We start from the raw sequence: 24713 nt of genomic DNA on the forward strand, positions 1-24713 counted from the left end.
GATTAGCACCATCAAAAAGCTTTTTAGCATCCACCATACAAAAAAAACAGGCTGTAAGAATAACTCTTACAGCCTGTTTTACTATAGATTATAATCGGTTTACCACCAGCCTACAATAGTATAATTTACCACTTCGGCTTTGGCGTAAGCAAGAGAAATATCTCTCGCGGCTTGCATTGCAGCTCTTTCGGCAGCTACATCATCTTGGTATACTTTCATTCTAAAGTTCCACTCGCGTTTTTCATCAGCAAGGATTTTAGCCCCAATTTGATTTGAGAAAGCTTGCGCTTCTTTGTAACAACTAGCACTTGGATCAATCATCGCTAAGTATTCACTAGCGGTAGTCGCTCCATATTGATCTTGGCTACCAACCCAGCTACTTTTTGCATTTGCCAAGTTTGTTTTACACTCTCTATCAATTTGTTGTTTGTAAATCGTTTTTGTTACTGGAGCTGCTTTAGCATAACATTCTTTACAAGCAGTTGGAATAGTTGCTAACTTGTACAAAGCAGCATCATATTGACCTTGTCCTGCAGCACTTTTGGCCTCCGTAATTATAGCATCACATTTTTTATTATAAAAGTCAATAATTTTTAATTTGGCTTTGCTAATAAACGTTTGATATTGAGGATCATTTGTTTTAATATTCTTTAATGCAGCAATATAAGCTTTGGCCTCATTAGTACCAACGCCTTTTACTGTAACCGAATACGAAGAAAATTTGATTCCTTCCATACCATCACCAATATACAAATTAACTCCAAGGGTATACGCTTCCATTGGCGGAGCTGTTGCAGTAATATCTTTAGACAATACTTCAATATTAGCTGTAATGATAAATCTAGAATAAGCAGCACTTACTCCCATGCCATTAGCAGTGACAATTTGTGATAATTTATTTTCTAAATTATTCCTAGCAATATCAGTCAAACCTTCCACGTCGTCAGACACATACGTACTTAATTCTATTTGCGAAGCTGCCTCCACACTCTTGCTTTGTGCCTTTACTAATGGGACTACAAACAGCAATAAAATTGAAATTATCTTTTTCATATTAATGATTTAATGATTATTTTTCTCCTACAACAATAGAAGCTTGACCAAGACCTTTGGTCATTAATTTTGCTTCAATTTTAAAAGTGTCTTTTAAATATTTTTGAAGTCCTTTGGCCCAAGCTCTAGCGTCGATAGCTTTACCTGTAGCATCAAAAAGCGGAATTCTTACTTGCTCAAAAAACAACATGTTCTCTGTAGCATCAGTTGTACTGAAACGTCCTTTTACAGTGTTTTTTTGAACCCAATTTTCTATTTGAGTCCCTAACTCTTCTCCACCATAATCAGCTTCAAAATCATCAGCAAAAGAATCAAATTTCTTAACTCTTAACGTTATCTCGCGCCCATTAGCAAATAAATCATCAAAATGACTCATTAATTGCACATTGAAATTATCAATTTGAGACAAAACAGCAGTCTCTAGCATAACTGGCAAAGTAGAACCTATTAATTCTTGACCTGTTCCAGAAGCTCCAGCAACTTGCTTATCTGTGTACGAATCTAAACCTTGGATATTAAAAGTGATAGAATGCTTAGGTCCAACAGTATTTACATTCCAAGTTACTTGCATGATAATATCTGCTTTAGCCACTTTTTTCAATTTATCAATAGGGCTTTCTACAACTGATGCACCTGTTTTTTTCCCGCTAAGCATAGCGTCTTCAGCTGATTCGCTTTCTAAGGATTTCAAAACCGACTCTAAGTTTTTCAATGGAAAACCTCTAGAAGCCATTAATTCGTTTATCTTACTAATTACAATTAGTAAAGCAGCATCTTCTTGTACTGCTCTTTTATAATCCGGTACTTGTACATACGTTCCTTGGTTATCAAAATCAAGCATATACCCTCGTTGATTACACCAAACATCACTTGGCACTACCATAATTGTAGGTTTCTTAGCCTGGGCATTCATACTTGCCACTGTGGTTAAAAAAACTATTGCTAATAAAATTATTCTTTTCATTATTGTATTATTTTCGTTTTATAAAATGTCATTTGTAGCACCCTCGGATTGTGTTGCTATTTAATTACTCAAGATTTTAGAAACCACTAGTAAGTGATTTAATAACACCCGCTTTCTCTAAGTCTTTTCTTAACTCAGTGATATTAACTGCAACGATTACACCAATTTTATATTCTTTACCAATTTTCATGCGATCTTCAGCACCTACAGCACCGTCATTAGAAAGAGAAACATACTTCATGTAATTTCCACCATCCTTAAAAAAGGGCTTAAAGAAATCTTCTTTTTCGTTTTCAACATTCAAACTATTTGCCAACGGACTTTGTCCAGGAACACCAGATATCCCTGTGAATCCCTTAAAAATAATTCCGTGAACAGCATTCTTCTTTGCTTGTTCTGTAGCTACGTCTGGATTTTTAGAATAAGACCAAACTTTAATCAAGTAGGTTCCCTGTACCCCTGTTTGAACAGCTTCGACTTCGTATCTCCATGCTTGAGTATCCTTATCGGCTTTACGTGATTGCGCTGCACTTCCATTAGAAAAACCAACTAACAATAGGGCAATAATAATTTTAATGTATTTCATTTGTTTGAATTTAAATATTTATAAAAACCCTACAAAGCTCCTAAAGAGAGCTTGTAGGATTATTTATGGATGCTACAACTAATTAATTTGTCTAATCAACATACCTGAATAGAATTTTCCTCCTCCTTCAAATAAAGTTCCTTCAAGTGCTTTTTTTCCACCATCTGCATTATCTTCATCCAGTAGTCCCGCGTTAAAACGGTTATCCCAAATGTTATCTTTGTCAACTTTAATAACACCTTTCTTTTTGTACTCGATAATACCAGTTTTAGGATCCATATTAGCTTCTAATACTTCAAATTTCTCTCCACCTTCTAATCCTTCTTTCAAACCAATCTTAGCACTTAATGGACTCGCAGAGTACAAAGGTGTTTTAGTTTTAAAGACATCGTATTTCTTTTGAAGCTTAGCATAAACATGATCAATATTTCTAGCAACAGAAAGTTCGATAATTTGATTTTCTGTTCTTTTTTCAGATAAAGAAAAAGTAACTAAACTGCTAGCGCTTTCTGATCCAATGAATTCTAGCTGAAACAAATCTGAAGAATCGAAACTAGCTTTTTTAGCCGCCGCTTGTGGATCGGCCGCATTGTCTAACCAGTAATCTTGATAAAAAGTACCACTTGTTACATCATCCCATTTTAATTTGTATAAAAAAGAAGTCGTCCATACTGAGTACCCTACTTTCGCTTGATCATACGCTTTATCAGCTACAGCAATTGCTTTAGAACGCAACATGGCAATACTAATTTTATTAGCCGTTAAAATTGCTGCATCTCTAGCTACTCTAGCAACTGGTTCATTTTCAATAAACTTCATTTTAGAAACAACCACAAACGTATTGTTGATCAAATCTAAACCTGCCGTTTGCAATAAAGCCTTCCCTTCTGCTGATGCCGAAGCCGTTTTCATATCAGTAAATGAAGCATTAACCAGCCCTCTTTCTCCAATTAAGTCAATATCAAATGTACCATTGGCTTTACGGTTAAACCATTTAGCCACCATTTTGTTCGCAACTTTAGTTTTCTTTAAATAAGTAGTAACAACTTCGATCATTTCCGCTTCTGAAGCATCATCTTTTGCGCCATATTTTTTAGCATCAAATGATTTTTCTCCTACACTATGATTGTCATATTTATCAGGAAAAGGTGCATTATAATATGCTTTTATTACCTGTTCCTTCTTAGGAAAGCTTTCTGATTCGATTAAAATAGTATGCAAAGAACTCCTGCGATATTTAACCTCTTTTAGGTCTTTGTTTGATTGTGAGTAGCCATTAAAACTTGCTACTGCTAAGATTAGTAAAAATGAACTTTTAAGCTTCATAAGGTTTGTTTGTTTCTTACTCTTAAGGATTTAGAGTTATTCCCCGTTTTTTATTGTGTTTTCTGGACTACACATCATTACTAAAATTTCAAAAAAAAAATCCCACTATAATTCTACACAGCAACACTTAGGATCTAAGTATTTACTTGTTATAAAATTATAATATGATTTTGTTTTCAACCGCAAACCTAGGAATTTATTTAATAAAAAAAAATTTGTTTTTTAATAAAAATTGTACTGCAGCATTCTGTTTCAATTTAAACACGCCAAAAATAATTCGCCTCTAACTTGTCTCCATATTTTGTTTTCAAAACGATGTCCTTTTTAGATTCGAAAATAGAGTTTGAAACATTTCATCAAAAAATACTATCTTTACACATTAAACGTTTTAAGAACTTAAGTTGTGCGCGTCACAACACTACATATAAAATTATGGCATGTACAAGTTGTTCAACTTCGGATGGTGGTTCACCAAAGGGTTGTAAAAATAATGGGACTTGCGGCACCGATAGCTGCAATAAATTAACGGTATTTGACTGGCTTTCTAATATGAGCTTACCTAACGGACAAGCTCCTTTTGACTGTGTTGAAGTACGTTTCAAGAACGGTCGTAAAGAATTTTACCGCAATACCGAAAAATTAACTTTATCCATGGGAGACATTGTTGCTACAGTAGCCTCACCTGGACACGATATTGGAATCGTAACGCTAACTGGAGAGTTAGTAAAAATCCAAATGAAGAAAAAAGGAGCAAATTACAATGGTAATGAAATTCCAAAAATATACCGAAAAGCATCTCAAAAAGATATTGACATTTGGTCCGCAGCTCGTGAAAAAGAAGAGCCTATGAAGGTTCGTGCACGTGAACTTGCGATTGCTCAAAAACTAGAAATGAAAATATCTGATATTGAATTTCAAGGAGATGGATCAAAAGCTACTTTCTACTACACTGCGAATGACAGGGTCGATTTCCGAATGTTAATTAAAGATTTTGCCAAAGAATTCAGTACTAGAGTAGAAATGAAACAAGTAGGTTTCCGTCAAGAAGCAGCTCGTTTAGGAGGGATTGGTTCTTGTGGTCGTGAATTATGTTGCTCTACTTGGCTAACCGATTTTAGAAGTGTCAACACCTCTGCAGCCCGTTACCAACAATTGTCTTTAAACCCTCAAAAACTTGCAGGACAATGTGGTAAATTAAAATGTTGTTTGAACTACGAGCTCGATACGTACATGGATGCCTTGAAAGGTTTCCCAGACTTCGAAACAAAACTAGTTACTGAAAAAGGAGATGCTATTTGTCAAAAACAAGATATTTTCAAAGGATTAATGTGGTTTGCTTACACGAATAACTTCGCCAACTGGCATGTTTTAAAAATCGAGAAAGTACAAGAAATCATTGCCGAGAACAAACTTAAAAACAAGGTGTCGGCACTTGAAGATTACGCTATTGAAATTGTTCAAGAAACCGAAAAAGATTTCAACAATGCTATGGGACAAGAGAGTTTAACTCGTTTTGACCAACCTAAAAAGAGCAAAAGAAACAATAAAAAGCCAAGAAAAGCAGGCGAAAACGCAATTGCCGCTGCGCCTAAAAAGGCAGCTGACAATAAAATTGTTCCTAACAACAAAAAACCGGCTCATAAAAAACCAGCCAATCAAAACGATAAAAAACCAGCAGCAGGACCGGCTGCTCCCGCTCCAGCTAGAAAACCAATAATTATTACCAAAAATGAGTCTAAGAAATAGCTTTTTATTGCTTTTAATTACGGCAACCTTTTTTTCATGTGACAAAAAAAGAGTTTTTGACGAATACAAATCTGTTGGAAGTGCCTGGCACAAAGACAGTACCGTAACTTTTAACCTATCTGATTTAGATTCGACAAAAAGATACAATCTGTTTCTAAACATTAGAGACAACAACAATTACAAATTCAACAATCTCTTTTTGATAGTTGCCTTAGAAACCCCAAGCGGATTCACCAAAGTGGACACTCTAGAATACCAAATGGCTGAACCAGATGGTACTTTACTAGGCAATGGATTCTCGGACATCAAGGAAAGTAAATTGTTTTACAAAGAGAATGTACGTTTTAGAGGCAACTACAAAGTACACATCAGTCAAGTGGTTAGAGAAAGTGGTAAGGTACCTGGCGTGGAAGCCTTAGAAGGAATTACAGAAGTAGGTTTACGAATAGAAAAAAAAGAATAATAAAGATATATGGCTGCTAATAAAAACAATAATAAAGGTACAACTGTCGAAAAAGACTTTAAGTACTACACTAAAACATTTTGGAGATTTTTCTTTTACGGACTGGGAGCTGTCGTTCTTTTTTTCCTATTTGCTTCATGGGGACTTTTTGGCTCAATGCCCTCATTTGAAGATTTAGAAAATCCAGATTCAAACTTAGCTACTGAAATCATTTCAGCAGATGGAGTGGTTTTAGGAAAGTATTTTCAAAAAAACCGTTCACAATTAAAATATTCCGACTTACCAAAAAACCTTGTCGATGCACTAGTAGCAACCGAAGACGAGCGTTTCTACGAGCACTCAGGAATTGACGGTAGAGGAACACTAAGAGCCATTGCAAGTCTAGGAACTAGCGGTGGAGCAAGTACGTTGACACAACAACTAGCCAAACAATTATTTCATGGTGAAGGTTCTAAATTTTTACCTTTTAGAATTGTACAAAAAGCCAAAGAATGGATCATCGCCATTCGTCTGGAAAGACAATATACTAAAAATGAGATTCTTGCCATGTACTGCAACGTATACGATTTTGGTAACTATTCAGTGGGAGTTAGCTCTGCAGCGCAAACTTATTTCTCCAAGGAACCCAAAAATCTTACTACAGATGAGTCGGCTATTTTAGTAGGAATGTTCAAAAATTCTGGACTATACAACCCTGTAAGAAACCCACAAGGAGTAAAAAATCGTAGAAATGTGGTGCTTGCGCAAATGCAAAAAAGCCACATGATTACCGAAGCTCAAAAACTAAAATTCCAAGCACTACCGATCACCCTACATTTCAAATTAGAAAGCCATAGAGAAGGAACAGCTACTTATTTTAGAGAGTACCTTCGCGATTACATGAAAAAATGGGCCGAGGAGAACAAAAAACCAGATGGTACTGATTATGACATCTACAAAGATGGATTGAAAATTTATACCACCATTGACTCTAGAATGCAATTACATGCCGAAGAAGCAGTAGCTGCGCACATGGCTAACCTGCAAGAAGAATTTTTTATACAGGCTAAAACCAATAAAAACGCGCCATTTGTTAATATTTCAGATGGAGAAACCCAACGCATTTTAACACAAGCCATGAAGGCTTCAAACCGTTGGACCGTTTTAAAATCATTAGAAAAAAGCGACGACGAAATCATAAAATCATTTAGCGTAAAAGCCAAGATGACTGTATTTACTTGGAAAGGAGAGAAAGATACTATCATGACTCCCCTAGACTCTATACGCTACTACAAACACTTTTTACAATCCGGTGTGATGGCAATGGAGCCACAAACGGGTAACATAAAAGCCTGGGTTGGAGGTATTAATTACAAATATTTCCAGTACGATCACGTAGGACAAGGAGCGCGTCAAGTAGGTTCAACCTTCAAACCATTCGTTTATGCAACCGCAATTGAGCAATTGAACATGTCTCCTTGTGACTCGATTATCGATGCACCATTTACCATCCCTGTTGGACGTCACCACGTAACAGCCGACTGGACGCCAAAAAACTCGGACAATAAATACCGCGGAATGATCACATTGAAGAAAGCACTGGCTAACTCTGTCAATACCATTTCGGCCAAATTAATGGACAAAGTAGGACCAGAAGCCGTAGTGAAGTTAACACACAAACTTGGTATCAAGTCCGAAATTCCTTTGCAACCTTCAATCGCCCTTGGAGCCGTAGATATCACTGTCGAAGACATGGTAGCAGCCTACAGCACCTTTGCAAATCAAGGAGTCTATACAAAACCACAATTTTTAAGTAGAATCGAGGATAAAAGTGGCGTAATCATTTACGAACCCATTCCAGAATCGCACGATGTATTGAACAAAGACATCGCATTTGCCATCATTAAATTGCTTGAAGGAGTAACCGAAGGTGGATCTGGAAATAGATTAAGAACACAAGGTGGTGGTTACGGTTACAATAGAATCACGGGGTACCCCTACATGTTTACCAACCCCATTGCGGGTAAAACGGGAACTACTCAAAACCAATCTGATGGATGGTTCATGGGTATGGTCCCTAACCTAGTAACAGGAGTTTGGGTAGGTTGCGAGGACCGTTCAGCACGTTTCAAGAGCATCACTTTCGGTCAAGGAGCAACAGCAGCCTTACCAGTTTGGGCTTATTTCATGAAACTTTGTTATGCCGATCCAGAACTTAAAGTATCTAAATCTGAATTTGAACGACCAGCCAATCTGTCTATAAAAGTAGATTGCTACACCGCTCCAAAAGTAAAAGATACTACAGCCGTTCAAAACACAGATGAATTTGAATTCTAATATTTTTTAGAAGCCAATTCCAGCACTACGCTGTATCTTTGTGGCTGAACACCAGCCACAAAGGATGCCGCTCCGGTCTGGGCTAGAGCACACTACACATTACATCATTAGACATACAATTATGATTAATAAAAAAGTAAACACTGTACAAGAAGCGCTTCAAGGAGTACAAGACGGAATGACCATTATGTTAGGCGGTTTCGGTTTGTGCGGTATTCCAGAAAACGCCATTGCCGAACTGGTGATCAAAGAAACCAAAGAACTAACCTGTATTTCAAACAATGCTGGAGTAGATGATTTTGGACTAGGATTGCTTTTGCAAAAGCGACAAATCAAAAAAATGATCTCTTCGTACGTAGGAGAAAATGCCGAATTTGAACGCCAAATGCTTTCAGGAGAACTTGACGTAGAGCTGACTCCCCAAGGAACATTAGCCGAAAAATGCCGCGCTGCTCAAGCAGGAATTCCTGCCTTTTTTACCCCAGCCGGATACGGAACAGAAGTAGCCGAAGGAAAAGAAGTACGCGAATTTAACGGTAAAATGCACATCATGGAATTAGCCTACAAAGCTGATTTTGCCATTGTAAAAGCATGGAAAGGTGACGCAGCAGGAAATTTAATTTTTAAAGGAACCGCGCGCAACTTTAACGCTTGCATGGCGGGAGCTGCAAAAATAACCGTGGCCGAAGTAGAAGAACTTTTGCCAGTAGGCTCACTTGATCCAAACGAAATTCACATTCCAGGAATCATGGTGCAACGCATTTTTCAAGGTAAAACATTCGAAAAAAGAATCGAACAAAGAACGGTTAGACAAAAACAATAATTCCCGTAATCCCCAAATTCATAAGGCGATTACCCAAAATAAACGTAATTATCCTTAATCCCTTAATGGTATAAATATAAAGTATATGTTAGGAAAAGAAGAAATAGCAAAACGTATTGCCAAAGAAGTAAAAGATGGCTATTATGTAAACTTAGGAATCGGAATTCCAACATTGGTGGCTAATTATGTGCGTACAGATATCGCTGTTGAATTTCAAAGCGAAAACGGCGTTCTAGGCATGGGCCCATTCCCTTTTGAAGGAGAAGAAGACGCTGACATCATTAACGCCGGAAAACAAACCATAACCACCTTAGCAGGCGCATCCTTCTTTGACTCGGCTTTGAGTTTTGGAATGATCCGTTCGCAAAAAGTAGATTTGACCATTCTAGGCGCTATGGAAGTAGCCGAAAACGGAGATATAGCCAACTGGAAAATACCCGGAAAAATGGTAAAAGGTATGGGAGGCGCAATGGATTTAGTAGCATCAGCCGAGAATATCATTGTAGCTATGATGCACGTAAACAAAAAAGGAGAGTCAAAAATCCTAAAAAAATGCAGCTTACCTTTAACCGGTGTAGGTTGTGTAAAAAAAGTAGTCACTGAGCTGGCCGTACTTGAAGTAACCCCAAAAGGATTCAAATTACTAGAACGCGCACCTGGTGTAACTGTAGAGCACATCATAGCATCAACCGAAGCGACCTTAATTATTGAAGGTAATATACCTGAGATGGTGATAGATTAAAATCCACCGAAAAATAACTTTACAAAAACAGCAGCTACCTATTTAGTTGCTGTTTTTATTTATAATACTGGCAAAGAACAAGATGACGCACACAGTTTGTTTTTGCCCCTGGTACTCGAAGCAATCGAATACCTACTTACTTTTGAAAACAAATTATTGCGTTTGTAACCCAGCTCAAATAAAATTTCACCGCGCCATCTGCGAGAATATTTTACGTTTGTATTTAAGACCGACTTCATTTTAACTATGAGGTTCAAGCCATTTCAATCCACAAAGTTTGTCATTCCGTAGGAATCTCATGTGAGGTGATGGTTTGTGTGAGACGCTTTCAGCGAGACAAACTTGGGGTGGCCCGTTATTTCCTCAACTGCAGCCCTCTGGGCTCCTAAACAACGAGTACCTACTTACTTCTGAAAACGAAACAAAGCGCTTGAAACGCGGTTCGATTAAAAATCACCACGAAGGCTCAATAGTTACAAAACACTACCTATAACTTTATAGGTATCCATCATTGTTTTTCTTTCCAATATATCAATTATAAAAAACAGTGCTGTAAAAAGCCGCTTCTATCTTATTTATGCGTGTTGCAAACGCTATGATTAGTGCTTTAATTGCAACCGGTACGCCATACAATCTAGCAACATAAATCTTAGTTAAACGAGCGCTGGCGGTATTCACCATCTTTACCTACCATACCACCTACAGCGACTGCGTGAAGCAAATGACACAGAGCTGTTTTACTGCATGCGATTGTGCAACGCTCTAGCCGTATGATTTAGGTTAACGTACTGAGCAAGAAATCCAAACCTTGTTGAGCAACGATAGTGTCCTCTTCTCCGCTTGCACCTGAAAAAACAACTAAAACATAATTTTCTTGTACTTTTGAAATGACGCCGCCCTTGAAATTAAATTCACCTAGCAGTGGAACGCGTGCTGTAGTACCGCTATTTTGAAAGGTATCAATCATCTCGCCTGCTTTTGAATATGCGACGGACAGAAAATTAACGGTTTCGTTTTTTAAAGCGCCCATAACAACCATCTTGGACGTCCAATTTGCTGTCTTGCTGTTATAATAAGCCACTAATCCTACACCTTGAATGTGCATTTGCTCGGCTCTTATTTTCATAGTCTGCAAGCATTGATCTGCCTGAGATGCGAATATGAATTCGGGATTCTGTGGGTTATTGTTCATAGTTGTGGGTGTTTGTACTACACAAATGTAGCTTAAATTTTGCAAAAAACTATTTGAAAGCTGCTGTCTCTTATGTCCTTGAAATATCACTATTTTCCTAGTCCTGATAGTAGTGGAAAGCCATGGCGTATTGAAAACTAGTTTTTATTGCACTGGCAGAGCGACCAAAGGAAGCTCCTGACGGGGCGCAGAAAAACGGTTTGAAATAGCGATGCTTGAAACGAATAGCGGGAACAAACTCCATAAAAAAAACCGCGAATTCACAAAATAGGATCTCAAAGAAAAATGAAATCATTTGCGAATTTGCGGTTTTATAAACTGCTTGCCGAACTTCCTCAGCCAGTTACTTCATTATGGATTATAAATTGAAGAACAGGCCAAATTGATGGCTGTTTCCAAAAATGGCACTGACTTTGTCTTGCTGAACGTAGCCGAAATTGTAGCCAATTCCGAGTCCTTTTATATTCAATCCAAAGCCCATATTGATCTGGCCATTATCTACATAACCCACTTGTAGCCAACCTCTTTTTTGGTAATTTAAATTCAAACTATTGGTTAATTCGTATCGATTACTTTGTGTTTGTGCAAACAAGATAGACGGCACAAGATCCAGCTCTTTACCTACTTTAAACTTGTACTCTGTGTAGGCTGTGACTTCATTGTTATACGGTTTTTCCTTTCCTAAAGAAGGAAGCGCCACTGAGAATTGAAAGTTTTTAAACTTGTATACAAAACCAAGTTCCAAGCCCAGTTTATTTTCATAGAAATTCTCTCTCGACAAATAGGGGTCATTTAAATCGACAAAACTATTTGGCGTAAAGCCGTTTTTAAAATCAATATTTTGTTGATTAAAACTCAGTCCAAAACCTACGGATAAGGTTTGGTTTTCGGACAAATCCACTCGATAAGCGAAGGCTTGCTTAATTTGCATTTGTGAAAAACTACCTGCAGCTATTTTAGTAAATACTGTTGCTGTTGCTAACTTACTGCCCAATGGCAAATCAAGGGTTACTTGCTGCCATTTGAGTGTATTAGCATCTTCGACTTTGTTTGGAGTTGATCCTACCACGAGTGACATGCGCGTTTTATCGAGCTCACCAGCATAGGCAACATTGACACCCAACTTGTTTTGTTGAATCAAGCGATTGTTTAATTGGTACTGCGCCTTACCCGAAGAGATAATGAACAGGACAAGAACTAAACTGAACACTATTTTTTTTGCTATATATTTCATTTATTTTTTAATTATTGATCATTTACAACGTTTAACTTATGGTCGTTAGGGGTTGTTACATTAATTGTAAACCAGCCTAACAAGCTCTTTGTAAACACGTTCTTTGTTGCTTGGGTCTTTTCCTGTAAAATACAAATAATACTCTCCTTCGGCTAAGCCATTACCCATCCAGTCATTTTTATAATCGCTAGTGGTTAGGACTATTTGCCCCTTTGAATTGTAAATTGTCAAAACATAATCGCTGTACAAGTGCAAGTTATTGATGAGTAAACGATCGTTGTGACCATCCCCGTTTGGCGAAACCAGATTGTTGTACATCAAAGTATCATCAACAGTAAACTCAATAGTTATGTTTACAATAACAGTATCAGACAGTTTAGGAGTTCCATTATCTGTTACTTTAACGGTAAAACTATAGCTCGTTTTGTTGTTAGGATCAATTGAACCATCAAAGCTTATGATTCCGTCTTTAGTAATGGTAAAAGGAACTTGCTGACTCGGATTTATTTCCCAACTTAGGACGCTATTTGCATCCACATCTGTTGCTTCTACCTTGCCAACGACAACAGCAGCATTAGATAATCCAGAAAAAACAAAATCTACTGTATTTGATCCTACATTTTTAATAATAACTGGATTTTCGTTTACGTCTAGGGCGTAAATCGTCATTTTCTCAGTTACTTCTCCTCCTCTTTGATCGTTACTAATAAGATCAAAATTAAAAACATTTTGCTTTTCGAAATCCAAACTTTTCTTTAACACCAACTGATCACCTACAAGATCAAAGTTCAAATAATCAGTACCGCTTATAAAAAAACGGTATATGCTAGTATCCTTATCTTGATCCTTGGTCTTTAATGTTCCTATAACAGTACCCGCAGCAGTGTTTTCATTGATTTTATCATTGCTTATTGTGATTAAAACAGGGGTGTCATTGATGTCATTAATAGCAATAACATAGGTAGCAAACAGTATTTCGCCTAAGTTGTTTTGTGCCTTTACACGAATTTTGTAACTGTTTTTAGTTTCAAAATCAAACATTTCTTTAGACTTCAAGCTATTTCCTGTGATTTCGAATGAGGCATTATCCTCTCCGTCCTGGCCATCAACCAATGTTAAGGTAAAAACAGTACGGTTTTCCTTAATAACCGTAAAATCACCCACTACAGTAGCGACAGGCTGGTTTTCGTCAATGTTTGCTTTAGACAGGGTGAAAATCGTTGGCAATTTATCATCTAGTACCGTGATGGTAAAAGGTTGCTCTAAAACATCTCCACGACTGCTTACTGCTTGTACGCGAATTTTGTAAATACTTTTTGCTTCAAAGTCAAAAACGCTCTTCACTTTCAAACTATTCCCTGTAATTTCAAAAGAAGCATTGTCATCTGCACCCACACCTTCGATTAAAGTCAGTACAAATGCATTTCTATCTTCCTTAATCACCGTAAAATCACCCACTACAGTTGCAACGGGTTGGTTTTCGTCAATAGTTAATTTTGACAAAGTAAAAACCGTAGGCAATTTATCATCTAGTACCGTGATGGTAAAAGGTTGCTCTAAAACATCTCCACGACTGCTTACTGCTTGTACGCGAATTTTGTAAATACTTTTTGCTTCAAAGTCAAAAACGCTCTTCACTTTCAAACTATTCCCTGTAATTTCAAAAGAAGCATTATCATCTGCACCCACACCTTCGATTAAAGTCAGTACAAATGCATTTCTATCTTCCTTAATCACCGTAAAATCACCCACAACAGTTCCCACAGGTTTGTTTTCGTCAATAGTTGATTTAGATAAAGTAAAAACCGTAGGTAACAGATCGTCTAGCACTGTTATTGTAAAATTTTGCTCTAAAACATCTCCACGGCTGCTTACTGCTTGCACGCGAATTTTATAAATATTTTTAGTTTCGAAGTCAAAAATGCTCTTCACCTTCAAACTATTTCCTATGATTTCGAATGAAGCATTATCCTCACCGCCTGCACCGTCAACCAATGTCAAGGCAAATGCTGTTCGATCTTCCTTAAGCACCTTAAAGTCACCTACAACAGTCCCCACAGGTTTGTTCTCCTCAATAGTTGATTTAGACAAAATAAAAACCGTAGGTAACAGATCGTCTAGAACCGTTATTGTGAAATTTTGCTCTAAAACATCTCCACGGCTGCTTACTGCTTGCACGCGAATTTTGTAACTACTTTTAGCTTCGAAGTCAAAAATACTCTTTACCTTCAAACTATTTCCTATGATTTCGAATGAAGCATTATCCTCACCGCCTGCACCGTCAACTAATGTCAAGGCAAATGCTGTTCGATCTTCCTTAACTACCGTAAAGTCACCTACAACAGTTCCCACAGGTTTGTTTTCCTCAATAGTTGATTTAGATAAAGTAAAAACCGTAGGTAACAAATCGTCTAGAACTGTTATTTCAAAAGTCTTTTCTATTACTTCTTTACGATTACTAACCCCTTGAACACGTATTTTATAGATACTCTTGGTTTCAAAATCGAAGATGCTTTTCACCTTCAGTTTATTCCCGATAATCTCAAATGAAGCATTATCAAAACCACCATCTCCAGCCACAAGGGAAAGATCCGAAACAACTCTGTCCTCGATCAATACATTAAAATCGCCTACTACAGTTCCAACTGCTTGATTTTCGTTAATCGTTAATTTTGACAAAGTAAAAACAGTCGGTAAGGTTACAGGATAGGTGGGCAATTGCACCGCCACAGTCCATTCTTTCACAACAGTTAGATCTTCCGAATAAACTTTAAAAACAATCGGACTACTAAAATTCAAACTATTTGAACCCGAAGTCTGTTGTGAATTTCCGATATACACAGTAGCCCCAGGACTGCTTGTAAAAATAGTATTTAATGCTGTTACCGTTTGTCCTGGATTAAGATACAGTGTTACTTTATTACCTACAATGGTTATGTCATTGCGAGTCACGCCAACAAAACCTACGTCTAAAAGATCTGCACCTTGACGCAAAGCATTGTTTGAGAAAATATAGGTTTGAGACAGGTTTCCAAAATTGGCATTGGATGTGAAAATTGCTGTTTTAAAAACATCTTTAACGGCATTATTTGCCGAATCATACATTTTAAAACTTATGGTTTCATTATTTGTATTCGAAGAAACCGTTAGGTAAGCATAGTACTTATTTTCGGTAGCCACATAGATCAAATTAGTTACACCGCGACATTCTCCATTTACAAATGCGGCTACTTTATCATTCCCATTGGCTAATCGAACTCCATCAATGTTTAAAGATCCAACAAAAGTCATGGTGTATTGAAAATTATTTTCATTCACCGTCCAAGAAGGAGCCTGACCAAAAGTGTTAAAACTTATAAGAAACAGTACGATGGTACTGTATATAAAATTTTTCATAGTTTAAATTTTAAATTGATTTAAATTGCCAAAACACCTAAAAAGGTGTTTTGGAATCTAAACTGATTTAATGCTAGTTTTTCATCACTTTATGAGTGATGGTTTCTCCATTGATTGTAATTTGAATTACATAAACACCAGATACAACTGTTGGTTGGATTTTTAGTACATTTTCCCCCTTCAGAACATTTTGTTTTTCATCTAAAACTAATTTACCTGATAATGAATACAGTCGGATACTAATATTTTGATCTTTAACTGCATTAGCTTTAATCGTTATTTCATTATCAAATGGACTAGGATAAATACTTACACCCTCTGTCATTTCTTCTAATAGGATCGGTTTCGAAATTGTACCTAATACATCGTTACCTTTAAAAGTAAATTTCTTAGACGTTTTCTTAGTACTCATTCCGTTTCCAATATAGAAAGCTAGCTCTTCCTCCGTATCTCCGTAAACCGTTATAAAACTCAGTTTACTATCATTTACAGATTGAGTAGCCGCCGATCCTTTCAAAACTCCTCGAGCATCATACACAAACAATTCATTGTATCCTGTAGGTAATAAAACCACAGCGTTCATGTTGTCTGGGTACTGCTTAAACTCAGCTTTAATAGGTTCTTGACTAAGGTCATTTGTATTGTCCACCTTGTTAGCCGTTTTGATTTTACTCGTACTTGCTAAATAAGATGGATATTTAAACGTTTGTGCTTTCGTAGATTTCACCATGTATCCTTTTCCTGCTTCTAAGTAATTAAGGGTACCGTTCCATCCAATAAGCGGATCATAAATAGCAAACAAGTTTTGTGATTTAATCACATCCCCATCTGTGGCATCAAAATACGCTAAAGCTTCATTTGTTTGCTGGTTTCCTCCTAAAGTATACGGAAGCCAGTTCCATTTTTCTTGCAATGGGAAACTCCAGTTAACAACATCAATAGCAGTTCCTTTAATAGTCAACGATTGCTCATGTGTTAAGTACATCTTGACCATTTTAAAATTAGTTAAACCACCATTAGCCGAAATAGTACCAGACCAACCACTATTCGCAGGTATCGCTTCATTTTTAAAGTAGGTTTCCAAACGCGCTGGCGAATTGGTCAACATACGATCAGAAGTTTCTAATTTCAATCCACTAGTCAATGTATTAAGATTGGCAAAATTAGGATCATTCACGTTCATCGATACCCAAGTCCAACCTGTATTAAGATTGATTTTTTGCTCTACTACGGCAGAGTTTTCAAAAATAACAGGCGCGCTAAGCTTACCAAATATTTCATTTTCTTCAAATGCAATGGACGCTTTCGCATTCATGTTTGCTATTAGAATTGCTCCTTGTGAAGCATCCCAAATTTTAAAGTCGATATTCTCACCACTAGTAGAATTACTATACACTGTTAAAAACACGAAGTATTCCTTGTAAGACGCATTGTAGACTAACTTAGTACTTCCTCGTACAGCTCCATTTGAAAAAGCAGCTATTCGATCATACGTATCTTCAGAGAACTTGCCATCTACTTTAATTCGACCTACAATATTCATACTGTACTTGAAATCCGTTGGGTTTACGGTCCAGCTTGGTTCCTGTCCCAGTACTCTTAGCTTAATTTGCATTTTTTCGTCGTATCCAAAATCTGTTTTCAAATACAGGTTTTCTAGATATTCTCCAGGAGTCAGTTCTTTGTCAATCGTAGCAGTAATGATTACTTTACTAGCCGGTGAAATCGTACCAGAAGTTTTGCTCAAAGTCAACCATTTTGGTAGGTTACTAATAGCAAAAGGCTGTCCTTTTCCTCCTTTGTTCAACAATGTAATTTCAAAAGTTTTTTCTTCTCCTGATTTTTTAACAATATCAACAATCTCGTTGTAGCCTTCGGCATACCAGCTTACTTCGTTGCGTTTTACATAAGCAGTCCACGTTATTGGCGACTGTTGCATGTTATTGGCACTATCAAACATTTTGTCGACTGTAATATCAATAATTTGACCTTCTAATGAAGCCCAATCTGTTATCACTGGTTCTAAAATCATTTGATCTTGATTAACCACATTGTTCACTTGAAATTTGATCAATGTTCGCTCTGGCTTAACTGGCGGCACATCATCAGAATATTTAACTGTTCCTGTACTTAAAACAGCATTATCTGGGAAACCAGCTGCACCTTTTTCTACATGATAATAACGAGGGCCATTTGCCGTTTTTGGATCTGGCTCGTTCATTTTTGCATACAGCATCAATCCGATACTCTCCGCGCTAATTTCATTGTAACGATCACGACTGATTTGCTCTACGTTACGCAAGGTATTCCATAACTGGAATTCATCTAGTTTACCTGCATACGCGCGATCTACTGTTTCGACACCTGCAAGATCGGTTGCACCACGTGCTCCTAACCAAACCTTGTTTCCAGAGAAACCACCAATATTAACCATTGGATTTGACGAAACAGCAACAGCATCTACATACGTACGTAACGAACCCAATCTATTGAATAACAGGGTTACATGGTGCCACGTATTGTCGGCCATGTTTTGACTTGCTAATTCATACGAATTTCCTTCTGTCTCCAAGGTTAATTTACCTGTAGCTTTCAAGTTGATCGCCCATTTATTACTAAAACCATTGGATTGTTTTAGATCAGTACCGTCTCCTTTTCCGTTAGAGAACAAAGTGGCTTCTTGCGAAACACCCGTTTTCATCCAGAAAGAAACCGTAGCGTCCATCTCTTTAGTTAACTGCACAGAGCCAACTTTGTCTAACTTTAAATGTTGACTGTTTGCAAACTCATACGAAGTTCCCTTAGGCTTGATGTCCCATGCTTCTTTAACAATAGCATGTTTGTATCGTGCTTTGTCATTAGCTATAGTTCCCCTACCTTCGTCCATTGGCCAATATCCAACTAGATTAGCTTCATTTCCTATAAGCTTCAAATACATTTTGGCGTAAGCCTCATCTAGATTGATATCTTTGGTCCATAAACGTAGGTCATGCATATTCCCTATAAAGGTGTTTCCACCAATAGTTAACGCATTATTATTTGAAAACTGTACATTGCTTACCCCTGTACTAGCTCCAATTTCTTTATCATCTTGATAGATACGAAGCGTACCACTATTGTTTTTATGGGTAAAGGTATAATGATGAAACAAACCATCATTGGCAATACCACCATTAGCAGTTAAACCGCCCAATTCAAAATACACTGAACCATTGGCTAACTTAATATTTACTCCTTCTTTTTGAGCAATAATAGTTGCTGCTGTTGCAGTCGTACTGTTTTTCATCCAGAATTCAAAAGCTAAATCTCCTGTTGTAATTCGTGGACTGTTGATTACGGCTTCATTTGTAGCACCATCAAAACGTAACGATACATTGTGATCAATTTCTAATTGATTGGTTTGTCCTTTAATTTCAATAGTAGAGACGGCCGAATTGTAGAAAATAGGTTCGTTAAAGAACACTTTCAAATCTTCACCTGATCCTAGAATTCCATTGATAGGCAAGGGTGTTCCAAAACGCAATGGCGCATTCAAATCGACTCTACCCGTTGTAATATCAGAAATGAATTCGGTATCATTAGTACAGGTACTTCTAGCACGAATTTCATATTTTCCATCAATTAATTTCAAGGCAGCGATATCAAATGCATAGTTTAAAACTACATCTGTACCGATTAATTTAATACCCGTTTCACCAGCCAGTACTGCTGCATCATAAAACGCTTGTGTTCCATAATAGGTTTGCAGGCGTGTCCAGTTAGAAGCAGTTGCCAATCGATATTCTAGATCGATCTTTTTAAAACTCTTGAATTTAGTACTGTATCCGTTCAATTTTACTTGTAACGGTTTAGTGGATCCATCCGTATTATAGGCTACTTCTCTATTATAAACCCAATTGCTCAAAGGTGCGTTTACAAGTACAATTGAACAAGATGGAACAAAGCTCGCAGAAATAGCAACTTCTGAACTTACGTCTTCACCATCGCAAAGCGACTCTAATCTGATTTTTATATCGTTATAATCGTACACATCCGAAATAGATTTCCCTAAGGTCAATTTATAGGTAATTATTTTTCCGTAAGGTACACGAACAATTGTCCCGTTTGGCGCGATGTTGATAATCGCATTATCCGGGTTTGTTGTATTATCAACCACCAATTTGTAATCAGCATCAATCCCTGCAGCACTTTGATTTTCTAATATCAATTCATACTCAGCATTTCTACCTTCGGTTACATTACTAATGTCAGCAACTGTCACTTTTAAAACAGGTACTTCTACTTTTTGCGTAGCATAACTTAATTGTGCGACAGTATTACCATCTGAACAATCTGAAGTCGTACTTGAAAAGCTTGAAAAGGCTGCGTCAAGATTTGATTTTTCAGTCAGTATGGTTTGTCTACTCTGTATTAATACATTTAATTCCCCTATATTTCTTGCTTTTTTAGCCAGAGAAACAGAATCATTACCTCTATTTTTATCTATTTCACTTTGCTTAGCATTTATTTCACTTTGTTTAGCTGCGATCCTTTTGTCAATAGCAATAGTAGCGGCAACGTAATCTTTGAAAACACCATTGCAATAAAACAAAGATTCTTCTGCTCCTTCATACGGACAAGATGTTCTACCTCCTTGCGTGATAAAGATTGGACCATTTCCATCAAAGGCATTAACAACATCGACACTCAAAAAGTTAGCTTGGTCGTTATCTTTCAAAGTATAACTAATGGTTGTTGTTTGAGTTGATTCTTCAGTAAGAGAAGAATTAATATCTTGTTGAAATACACCAGAAGTATTGTTTACAAAACCAAGACCATTTAGACTAAAACCTAAATTTAGAGCTAAACTTTCATCTATAGTTAAATTATATTCTGTAGCGGTTGTGTTTACAACACTCGTTTCAACACTCTGAGAATATTCTCCAACACCTGAATCAAAAGAGATGTTTTTTTGGAAATATTTGTTTAACAAATCACTCGTTTTTTTAGACTCGTCCAATTTGTTTTTTAGGCTTGCAATACCTGCAGCTCCTACATCGCCATCGTTAATTTCATTGTTAATTGAACTGTTAAATTCAGTAAGTACGTTGGTTGCCTTCGCTTTATAGTCTGTACGATTGTTTTTGGCCAAATACTTATTTAACTCATTGTCCAAAATTAACTTCTTCCACAAACGAATTCTTTCCAGATATTGCGCTTTGGTTAAAGTACCGTCTTTTCCGGGTATCAAAGAACCATTATCTATGTTGGTAATAAACAATTCGTACTCTGGAATTAAAGTCTCCAAAATGTGTTTTTGTGAATAGATAAAAAAGGTCTCTGACGGTTCATCAACAAAATACACTGCTTTTTGCTTGCTGATGTATAAAGGTGATTCAGTAGGTCCTAATTCAAGATATTCCCCAGGTGTTAATTCTTCTTTAACCCCATTAACAGTTTTCGTAGGTTTTGTTGTAGATGGCTTTACATCATCAAAAGAACCGTAAAATTGATTTTTGGAATTTCCAATATACAAATCCCCCATAGAACCTACATAATCAGGATCATCACTAGTTGAAATAGTTTGGTTAAAAGTATAGGTTTTCGTTAAGCTTTTCCCATCAGTTGAAGAGTGAGTCAGTCCAATACCTAAGGTAATATTATTAAGATTTTCAGCCTCTATTACGGGCCCTGCTAATCCACCCCCTGCTTTAAAATTCACTCCTGACATTATTTTAAGTTCATTGGTAAACCCTTCAGAATGTGTCATAGAATTTTCAGAGGTAAAAGAAATACTTTCTCCCTTTTCAATAGATGCAAAACTATTAGTACCAGGAGGATCTCTTAAAACGATTTCTGGAATATCTGGTGCCGCTGTTACAAACGTTTGGCTACCATCCGACTTACCTCCTAAAATAATACCAAGCGGTTCATAGCCTTCCACCTCATAATCCTTCTCATTAATTCGGTATTTTAAACTACTACTAATGGTAAAAGGCGATGCAACTGATGGCAGTCCAGCTTGAAAAGTATAAGTTAATTTACTTGCGTCATTTGGATCTACAACCACCGTTTCAGAGTTGATTAAAGCCAAATTATTATTTTTAATTAATTCCCCATCACTAACGGGTACTTGTACTACTACAGGATTGTTCGTGACATCATTGTTCGTATAGCGCTCAAAACGACTTAACACAATAGAATAAGGACTAAATTGCGTATAAACTTTTACTGCGATTTTCTTTGCTACATCTTTAGGGTCTTCAATTTGAAAATTTGTAGTCTCGACACTAACGCCATTGACTGTTACTTTTTTATCCGAAGTTTGCTCTATTACTTTTAGTACCGGAGTAGACCTGTACACAAAACTTTTTTCGTAATGGTATGGTTTCCCCTCCAAAGTTTTTTCGATTTTATTGTCTGTGTAGGTAAAAACAGGTTTAGTAGTTGCTTCTACTTTCGAGAAATTAAACGTTTCAGTTGCACTTATCAATTTAATATCAGAATCTGAAGTGATTGTTAAATCTGCTGCTTTCAACTCATATTGCAACGGTAAAAGAGACACGCGATATTCTCCCGAAGTTGGATTGGTTTTGAATTCAGCCATAGTAGACGCTGTCACATCACCTCCTAAGGGTTTGTATCCTAAAGTAAATGAAGCTACTCCAATATTGTTTCGAGTACTAACGTCAATCGTTTTTGAATTGCCACTCGCATCTGTTACGGATAGCGTTTTAAGACCAGCTTCTCCAAAACCAGCTTTTTTAGCGGCTTCTATAGATCCACCAACCACTTTTCCTATTACGGTAACACGAGTGTTATCAACAAATACAACCGCTTCGTTTGAATCTTCAAAGAATTCTTTGGTTGATGCTGCAGGGAATCGTCCGTTGTAGGTAAACTCATGACCGTCTTTTTTTACGGTGATATAATGGTTTCCAATAGGAACACTGATATCAAAATAACCAGCATCATCAGAAACTACTGGTATACTATTGGCATCCAAAACAATGTTTCCATCGATATACACATTAGCACCTGCGGTATAAATCCTGGCATACTTATCTAAGTAATCGTCCGTAATATCAGCAGGAGTGCCATTATTGTTTAACCAATACTCTCCTTTTGAGAATTTCTCGCTCCCTTTTGTATAAAAATTATACCCATCATCTAAAATTCCAGGGCCTGCTACATTATTTTTTGTAAGCACCGGGAATACCCCTTTTGTGTCATAAACTATTGTCCCTTTGAAACTAAAAGAAGAATTATCAATAAAATTGATTTTATTAACTACTTCAGAACCTTGCCCTAAAAACACCAATTGTTGTCCTGGTTCAAATTTATGCTGCCCGTATAAAGGCGTTATGGTAAACGATTCACCAGTACCTGAGTAAGGAATAGAACTTATCTCATAGTTTCCATTTACATCCGTAACCCCTAAAACACCCAGCTGACTCGTTGTTGGGAATTCTCCTGAGCCACTAGCCCATGTAACCTCAGTACCAGAGTTACCAAGTTTTCCGTGGTTTTTATTGTAGTTAAATCCGTCACGTGATAAATCATAGGCAAATTGACCTACTTTCTCATTGGCTCTTAAATAAGCTACTAAACGAGAATCGTTCCCACTGATATAACGAGAATAATCGGTGCGCATTTGTTGTGTTTCCAATCCAGCTTTCCAAACTCTAATTTCATCCAGATAAGCATCTCTTCCACCACCGGCATAAATGTTTTTCCATTGTGTATCTGCACCACCAATTTTTAAAGTATTGGTTGCCGTTGGAATAGTAACATTAAAGTAAGGTGCAGTATAGCTCGCATCAATTCCAGTTAACTTTGAATTAACAAGATCTTTGTATGCTGTTGTTATGGCTCTACCGTTAATCAATAAAGTAGGCACAATACCATCCTTCATAATGACCGAAAAATGAACAAAGCTAGTATTGAAATTTGTAACCGGAATCAGTACATCATCCCCTCTACCATTAATACCGCCAGACGGATAATAATTTTCAAGAACATATACACTACTTCCAATGGTAACTTCTAGCTTATTGGTACTTGCTTTTAATTTTACCGATGCATCAATGGTGTTGTTGTCCACGCTCTTCAATTGAAACAACTTTATTGCACTTCCTGCATCATCCGTGTAAGCCGTTTTTGGTTTTACCCAAGCTTGGTAAGTTACTGCAGTAGTAATTGCTTTGTTTGTATTTTCGATTTTCAAACTTGATGCAGCAGGGATCAACAAGGAACTCCCAAGATTGACACTTGTTCCTGCCGAATTTGCCATTACAATCACATCTTTTACAGGATTACCCCCTTTGTAACTAACATTTCCAGTTACAATAGCAGTAGGATTTCGATATCCAAAACCTGTGATGTAGGTATTGTATAAACTTTCTATTGTACTTACGCCTTCGGCTACAATTTTATATTGAAACAAGACATTACCCTCAGCATAACGATCCTCGTATTGGGTTACACTAGGAGCAACACTACCTACAAACTGATAGGGCTTGTCTTGTGCTAGATTGTATTCTCTTTTGTAGATCTTGATACTACTGATTTTTTCAAAATTACTTCTGAGGTCCCAACTAATCAATATTTTATCTCCAAAATATCCTTTAGAAACATCAAAAGAATCTTCTGTAAAAGTAGGAAACAAGTACAGTACATCCCAAGGAAAACGTAGATCCCAAGGTTGTGTTGGACGGGTAGCTGCACTTTGATTTTGTCCTAAATAAGGAAGTCCTACCTGAATGGTAAAACCGTTTTTTTGGATTGCCTGAGAGACGGGAGCTATTTTAGCCCCTTCGGTATTTTGTGCTCTCAGTCCTGTGGCGATGAGCCCTAGGAATAAAGCTATAATTATTTTTTTCATAATTATAAC

The 24713-nt window shown here is 37.0% G+C and carries 13 protein-coding genes; 5 read left to right on the forward strand and 8 right to left on the reverse strand.

Annotated features, from left to right (window positions below; all coding sequences use genetic code 11):
• Nucleotides 1-99 precede the first annotated feature (99 nt).
• The 4 genes from H8R24_RS08085 to H8R24_RS08100 all read right to left on the reverse strand — a co-directional run bounded on the left by H8R24_RS08085 (nucleotide 100) and on the right by H8R24_RS08100 (nucleotide 3929).
• A complete protein-coding gene (locus H8R24_RS08085; protein WP_187018000.1) occupies nucleotides 100-1053 on the reverse strand; it encodes a hypothetical protein in 954 nt (317 codons plus the stop codon).
• A gap of 16 nt (nucleotides 1054-1069) precedes the next feature.
• Nucleotides 1070-2017: a DUF6175 family protein gene (locus H8R24_RS08090; RefSeq protein WP_187018001.1), complete on the reverse strand. Its 948-nt coding sequence runs from the start codon at nucleotides 2015-2017 to the stop codon at nucleotides 1070-1072.
• Nucleotides 2018-2093: 76 nt separating this feature from the next.
• Nucleotides 2094-2603, reverse strand: a complete 510-nt coding sequence (locus H8R24_RS08095) for a hypothetical protein (RefSeq protein WP_187018002.1) — start codon at nucleotides 2601-2603, stop codon at nucleotides 2094-2096.
• A 78-nt stretch (nucleotides 2604-2681) separates the two neighbouring features.
• Nucleotides 2682-3929, reverse strand: a complete 1248-nt coding sequence (locus H8R24_RS08100) for a hypothetical protein (RefSeq protein WP_187018003.1) — start codon at nucleotides 3927-3929, stop codon at nucleotides 2682-2684.
• A gap of 432 nt (nucleotides 3930-4361) precedes the next feature.
• On the opposite strand from H8R24_RS08100, the gene H8R24_RS08105 reads away from it, so the two are divergent.
• From H8R24_RS08105 to H8R24_RS08125, 5 genes are all read left to right on the forward strand, one after another.
• Nucleotides 4362-5675, forward strand: coding sequence for a PSP1 domain-containing protein (locus tag H8R24_RS08105; protein ID WP_187018004.1), 1314 nt, complete (start codon nucleotides 4362-4364; stop codon nucleotides 5673-5675).
• On the forward strand, nucleotides 5659-6138 hold the full coding sequence (locus H8R24_RS08110; RefSeq protein ID WP_187018005.1) for a gliding motility lipoprotein GldH: 480 nt from the start codon (nucleotides 5659-5661) through the stop codon (nucleotides 6136-6138). Before H8R24_RS08105 ends, H8R24_RS08110 begins: the two co-directional genes overlap by 17 nt.
• 9 nt (nucleotides 6139-6147) lie before the next feature.
• Nucleotides 6148-8454, forward strand: a complete 2307-nt coding sequence (locus H8R24_RS08115) for a penicillin-binding protein 1A (RefSeq protein WP_187018006.1) — start codon at nucleotides 6148-6150, stop codon at nucleotides 8452-8454.
• Between the two features lie 121 nt (nucleotides 8455-8575).
• Complete coding sequence (locus tag H8R24_RS08120; RefSeq protein ID WP_187018007.1) at nucleotides 8576-9277, forward strand: CoA transferase subunit A; 702 nt, start codon at nucleotides 8576-8578, stop codon at nucleotides 9275-9277.
• A gap of 85 nt (nucleotides 9278-9362) precedes the next feature.
• Entirely contained in the window at nucleotides 9363-10019 is a 657-nt protein-coding gene (locus tag H8R24_RS08125; RefSeq protein ID WP_187018008.1) for a 3-oxoacid CoA-transferase subunit B, read from the forward strand.
• Nucleotides 10020-10794: 775 nt separating this feature from the next.
• On the opposite strand, the gene H8R24_RS08130 is transcribed toward H8R24_RS08125, so the two are convergent.
• The 4 genes from H8R24_RS08130 to H8R24_RS08145 all read right to left on the reverse strand — a co-directional run bounded on the left by H8R24_RS08130 (nucleotide 10795) and on the right by H8R24_RS08145 (nucleotide 24704).
• Nucleotides 10795-11211 (reverse strand): hypothetical protein, encoded by a 417-nt coding sequence (locus H8R24_RS08130; protein WP_187018009.1) that lies wholly within the window; start codon nucleotides 11209-11211, stop codon nucleotides 10795-10797.
• Nucleotides 11212-11569: 358 nt separating this feature from the next.
• Complete coding sequence (locus H8R24_RS08135; protein WP_187018010.1) at nucleotides 11570-12445, reverse strand: PorP/SprF family type IX secretion system membrane protein; 876 nt, start codon at nucleotides 12443-12445, stop codon at nucleotides 11570-11572.
• Between the two features lie 60 nt (nucleotides 12446-12505).
• Nucleotides 12506-15841 (reverse strand): cadherin domain-containing protein, encoded by a 3336-nt coding sequence (locus H8R24_RS08140; protein WP_222617381.1) that lies wholly within the window; start codon nucleotides 15839-15841, stop codon nucleotides 12506-12508.
• Nucleotides 15842-15914: 73 nt separating this feature from the next.
• The gene (locus H8R24_RS08145) at nucleotides 15915-24704 is read right to left on the reverse strand and encodes a LamG-like jellyroll fold domain-containing protein (RefSeq protein ID WP_225876784.1); all 8790 of its coding nucleotides are present in this window, start codon (nucleotides 24702-24704) and stop codon (nucleotides 15915-15917) included.
• Nucleotides 24705-24713: the final 9 nt, after the last annotated feature.

The sequence above is a fragment of the Flavobacterium muglaense genome, from assembly GCF_014305155.1.
Classification (GTDB): Bacteria; Bacteroidota; Bacteroidia; order Flavobacteriales; family Flavobacteriaceae; genus Flavobacterium; species Flavobacterium muglaense.

Bases quoted from the DNA above. Each gene is read 5' to 3' on its own strand.
- H8R24_RS08085 (WP_187018000.1), bottom strand. From the start codon at position 1,053: ATGAAAAAGATAATTTCAATTTTATTGCTGTTTGTAGTCCCATTAGTA.
- H8R24_RS08090 (WP_187018001.1), bottom strand. From the start codon at position 2,017: ATGAAAAGAATAATTTTATTAGCAATAGTTTTTTTAACCACAGTGGCA.
- H8R24_RS08095 (WP_187018002.1), bottom strand. From the start codon at position 2,603: ATGAAATACATTAAAATTATTATTGCCCTATTGTTAGTTGGTTTTTCT.
- H8R24_RS08100 (WP_187018003.1), bottom strand. From the start codon at position 3,929: ATGAAGCTTAAAAGTTCATTTTTACTAATCTTAGCAGTAGCAAGTTTT.
- H8R24_RS08105 (WP_187018004.1), top strand. From the start codon at position 4,362: ATGGCATGTACAAGTTGTTCAACTTCGGATGGTGGTTCACCAAAGGGT.
- H8R24_RS08110 (WP_187018005.1), top strand. From the start codon at position 5,659: ATGAGTCTAAGAAATAGCTTTTTATTGCTTTTAATTACGGCAACCTTT.
- H8R24_RS08115 (WP_187018006.1), top strand. From the start codon at position 6,148: ATGGCTGCTAATAAAAACAATAATAAAGGTACAACTGTCGAAAAAGAC.
- H8R24_RS08120 (WP_187018007.1), top strand. From the start codon at position 8,576: ATGATTAATAAAAAAGTAAACACTGTACAAGAAGCGCTTCAAGGAGTA.
- H8R24_RS08125 (WP_187018008.1), top strand. From the start codon at position 9,363: ATGTTAGGAAAAGAAGAAATAGCAAAACGTATTGCCAAAGAAGTAAAA.
- H8R24_RS08130 (WP_187018009.1), bottom strand. From the start codon at position 11,211: ATGAACAATAACCCACAGAATCCCGAATTCATATTCGCATCTCAGGCA.
- H8R24_RS08135 (WP_187018010.1), bottom strand. From the start codon at position 12,445: ATGAAATATATAGCAAAAAAAATAGTGTTCAGTTTAGTTCTTGTCCTG.
- H8R24_RS08140 (WP_222617381.1), bottom strand. From the start codon at position 15,841: ATGAAAAATTTTATATACAGTACCATCGTACTGTTTCTTATAAGTTTT.
- H8R24_RS08145 (WP_225876784.1), bottom strand. From the start codon at position 24,704: ATGAAAAAAATAATTATAGCTTTATTCCTAGGGCTCATCGCCACAGGA.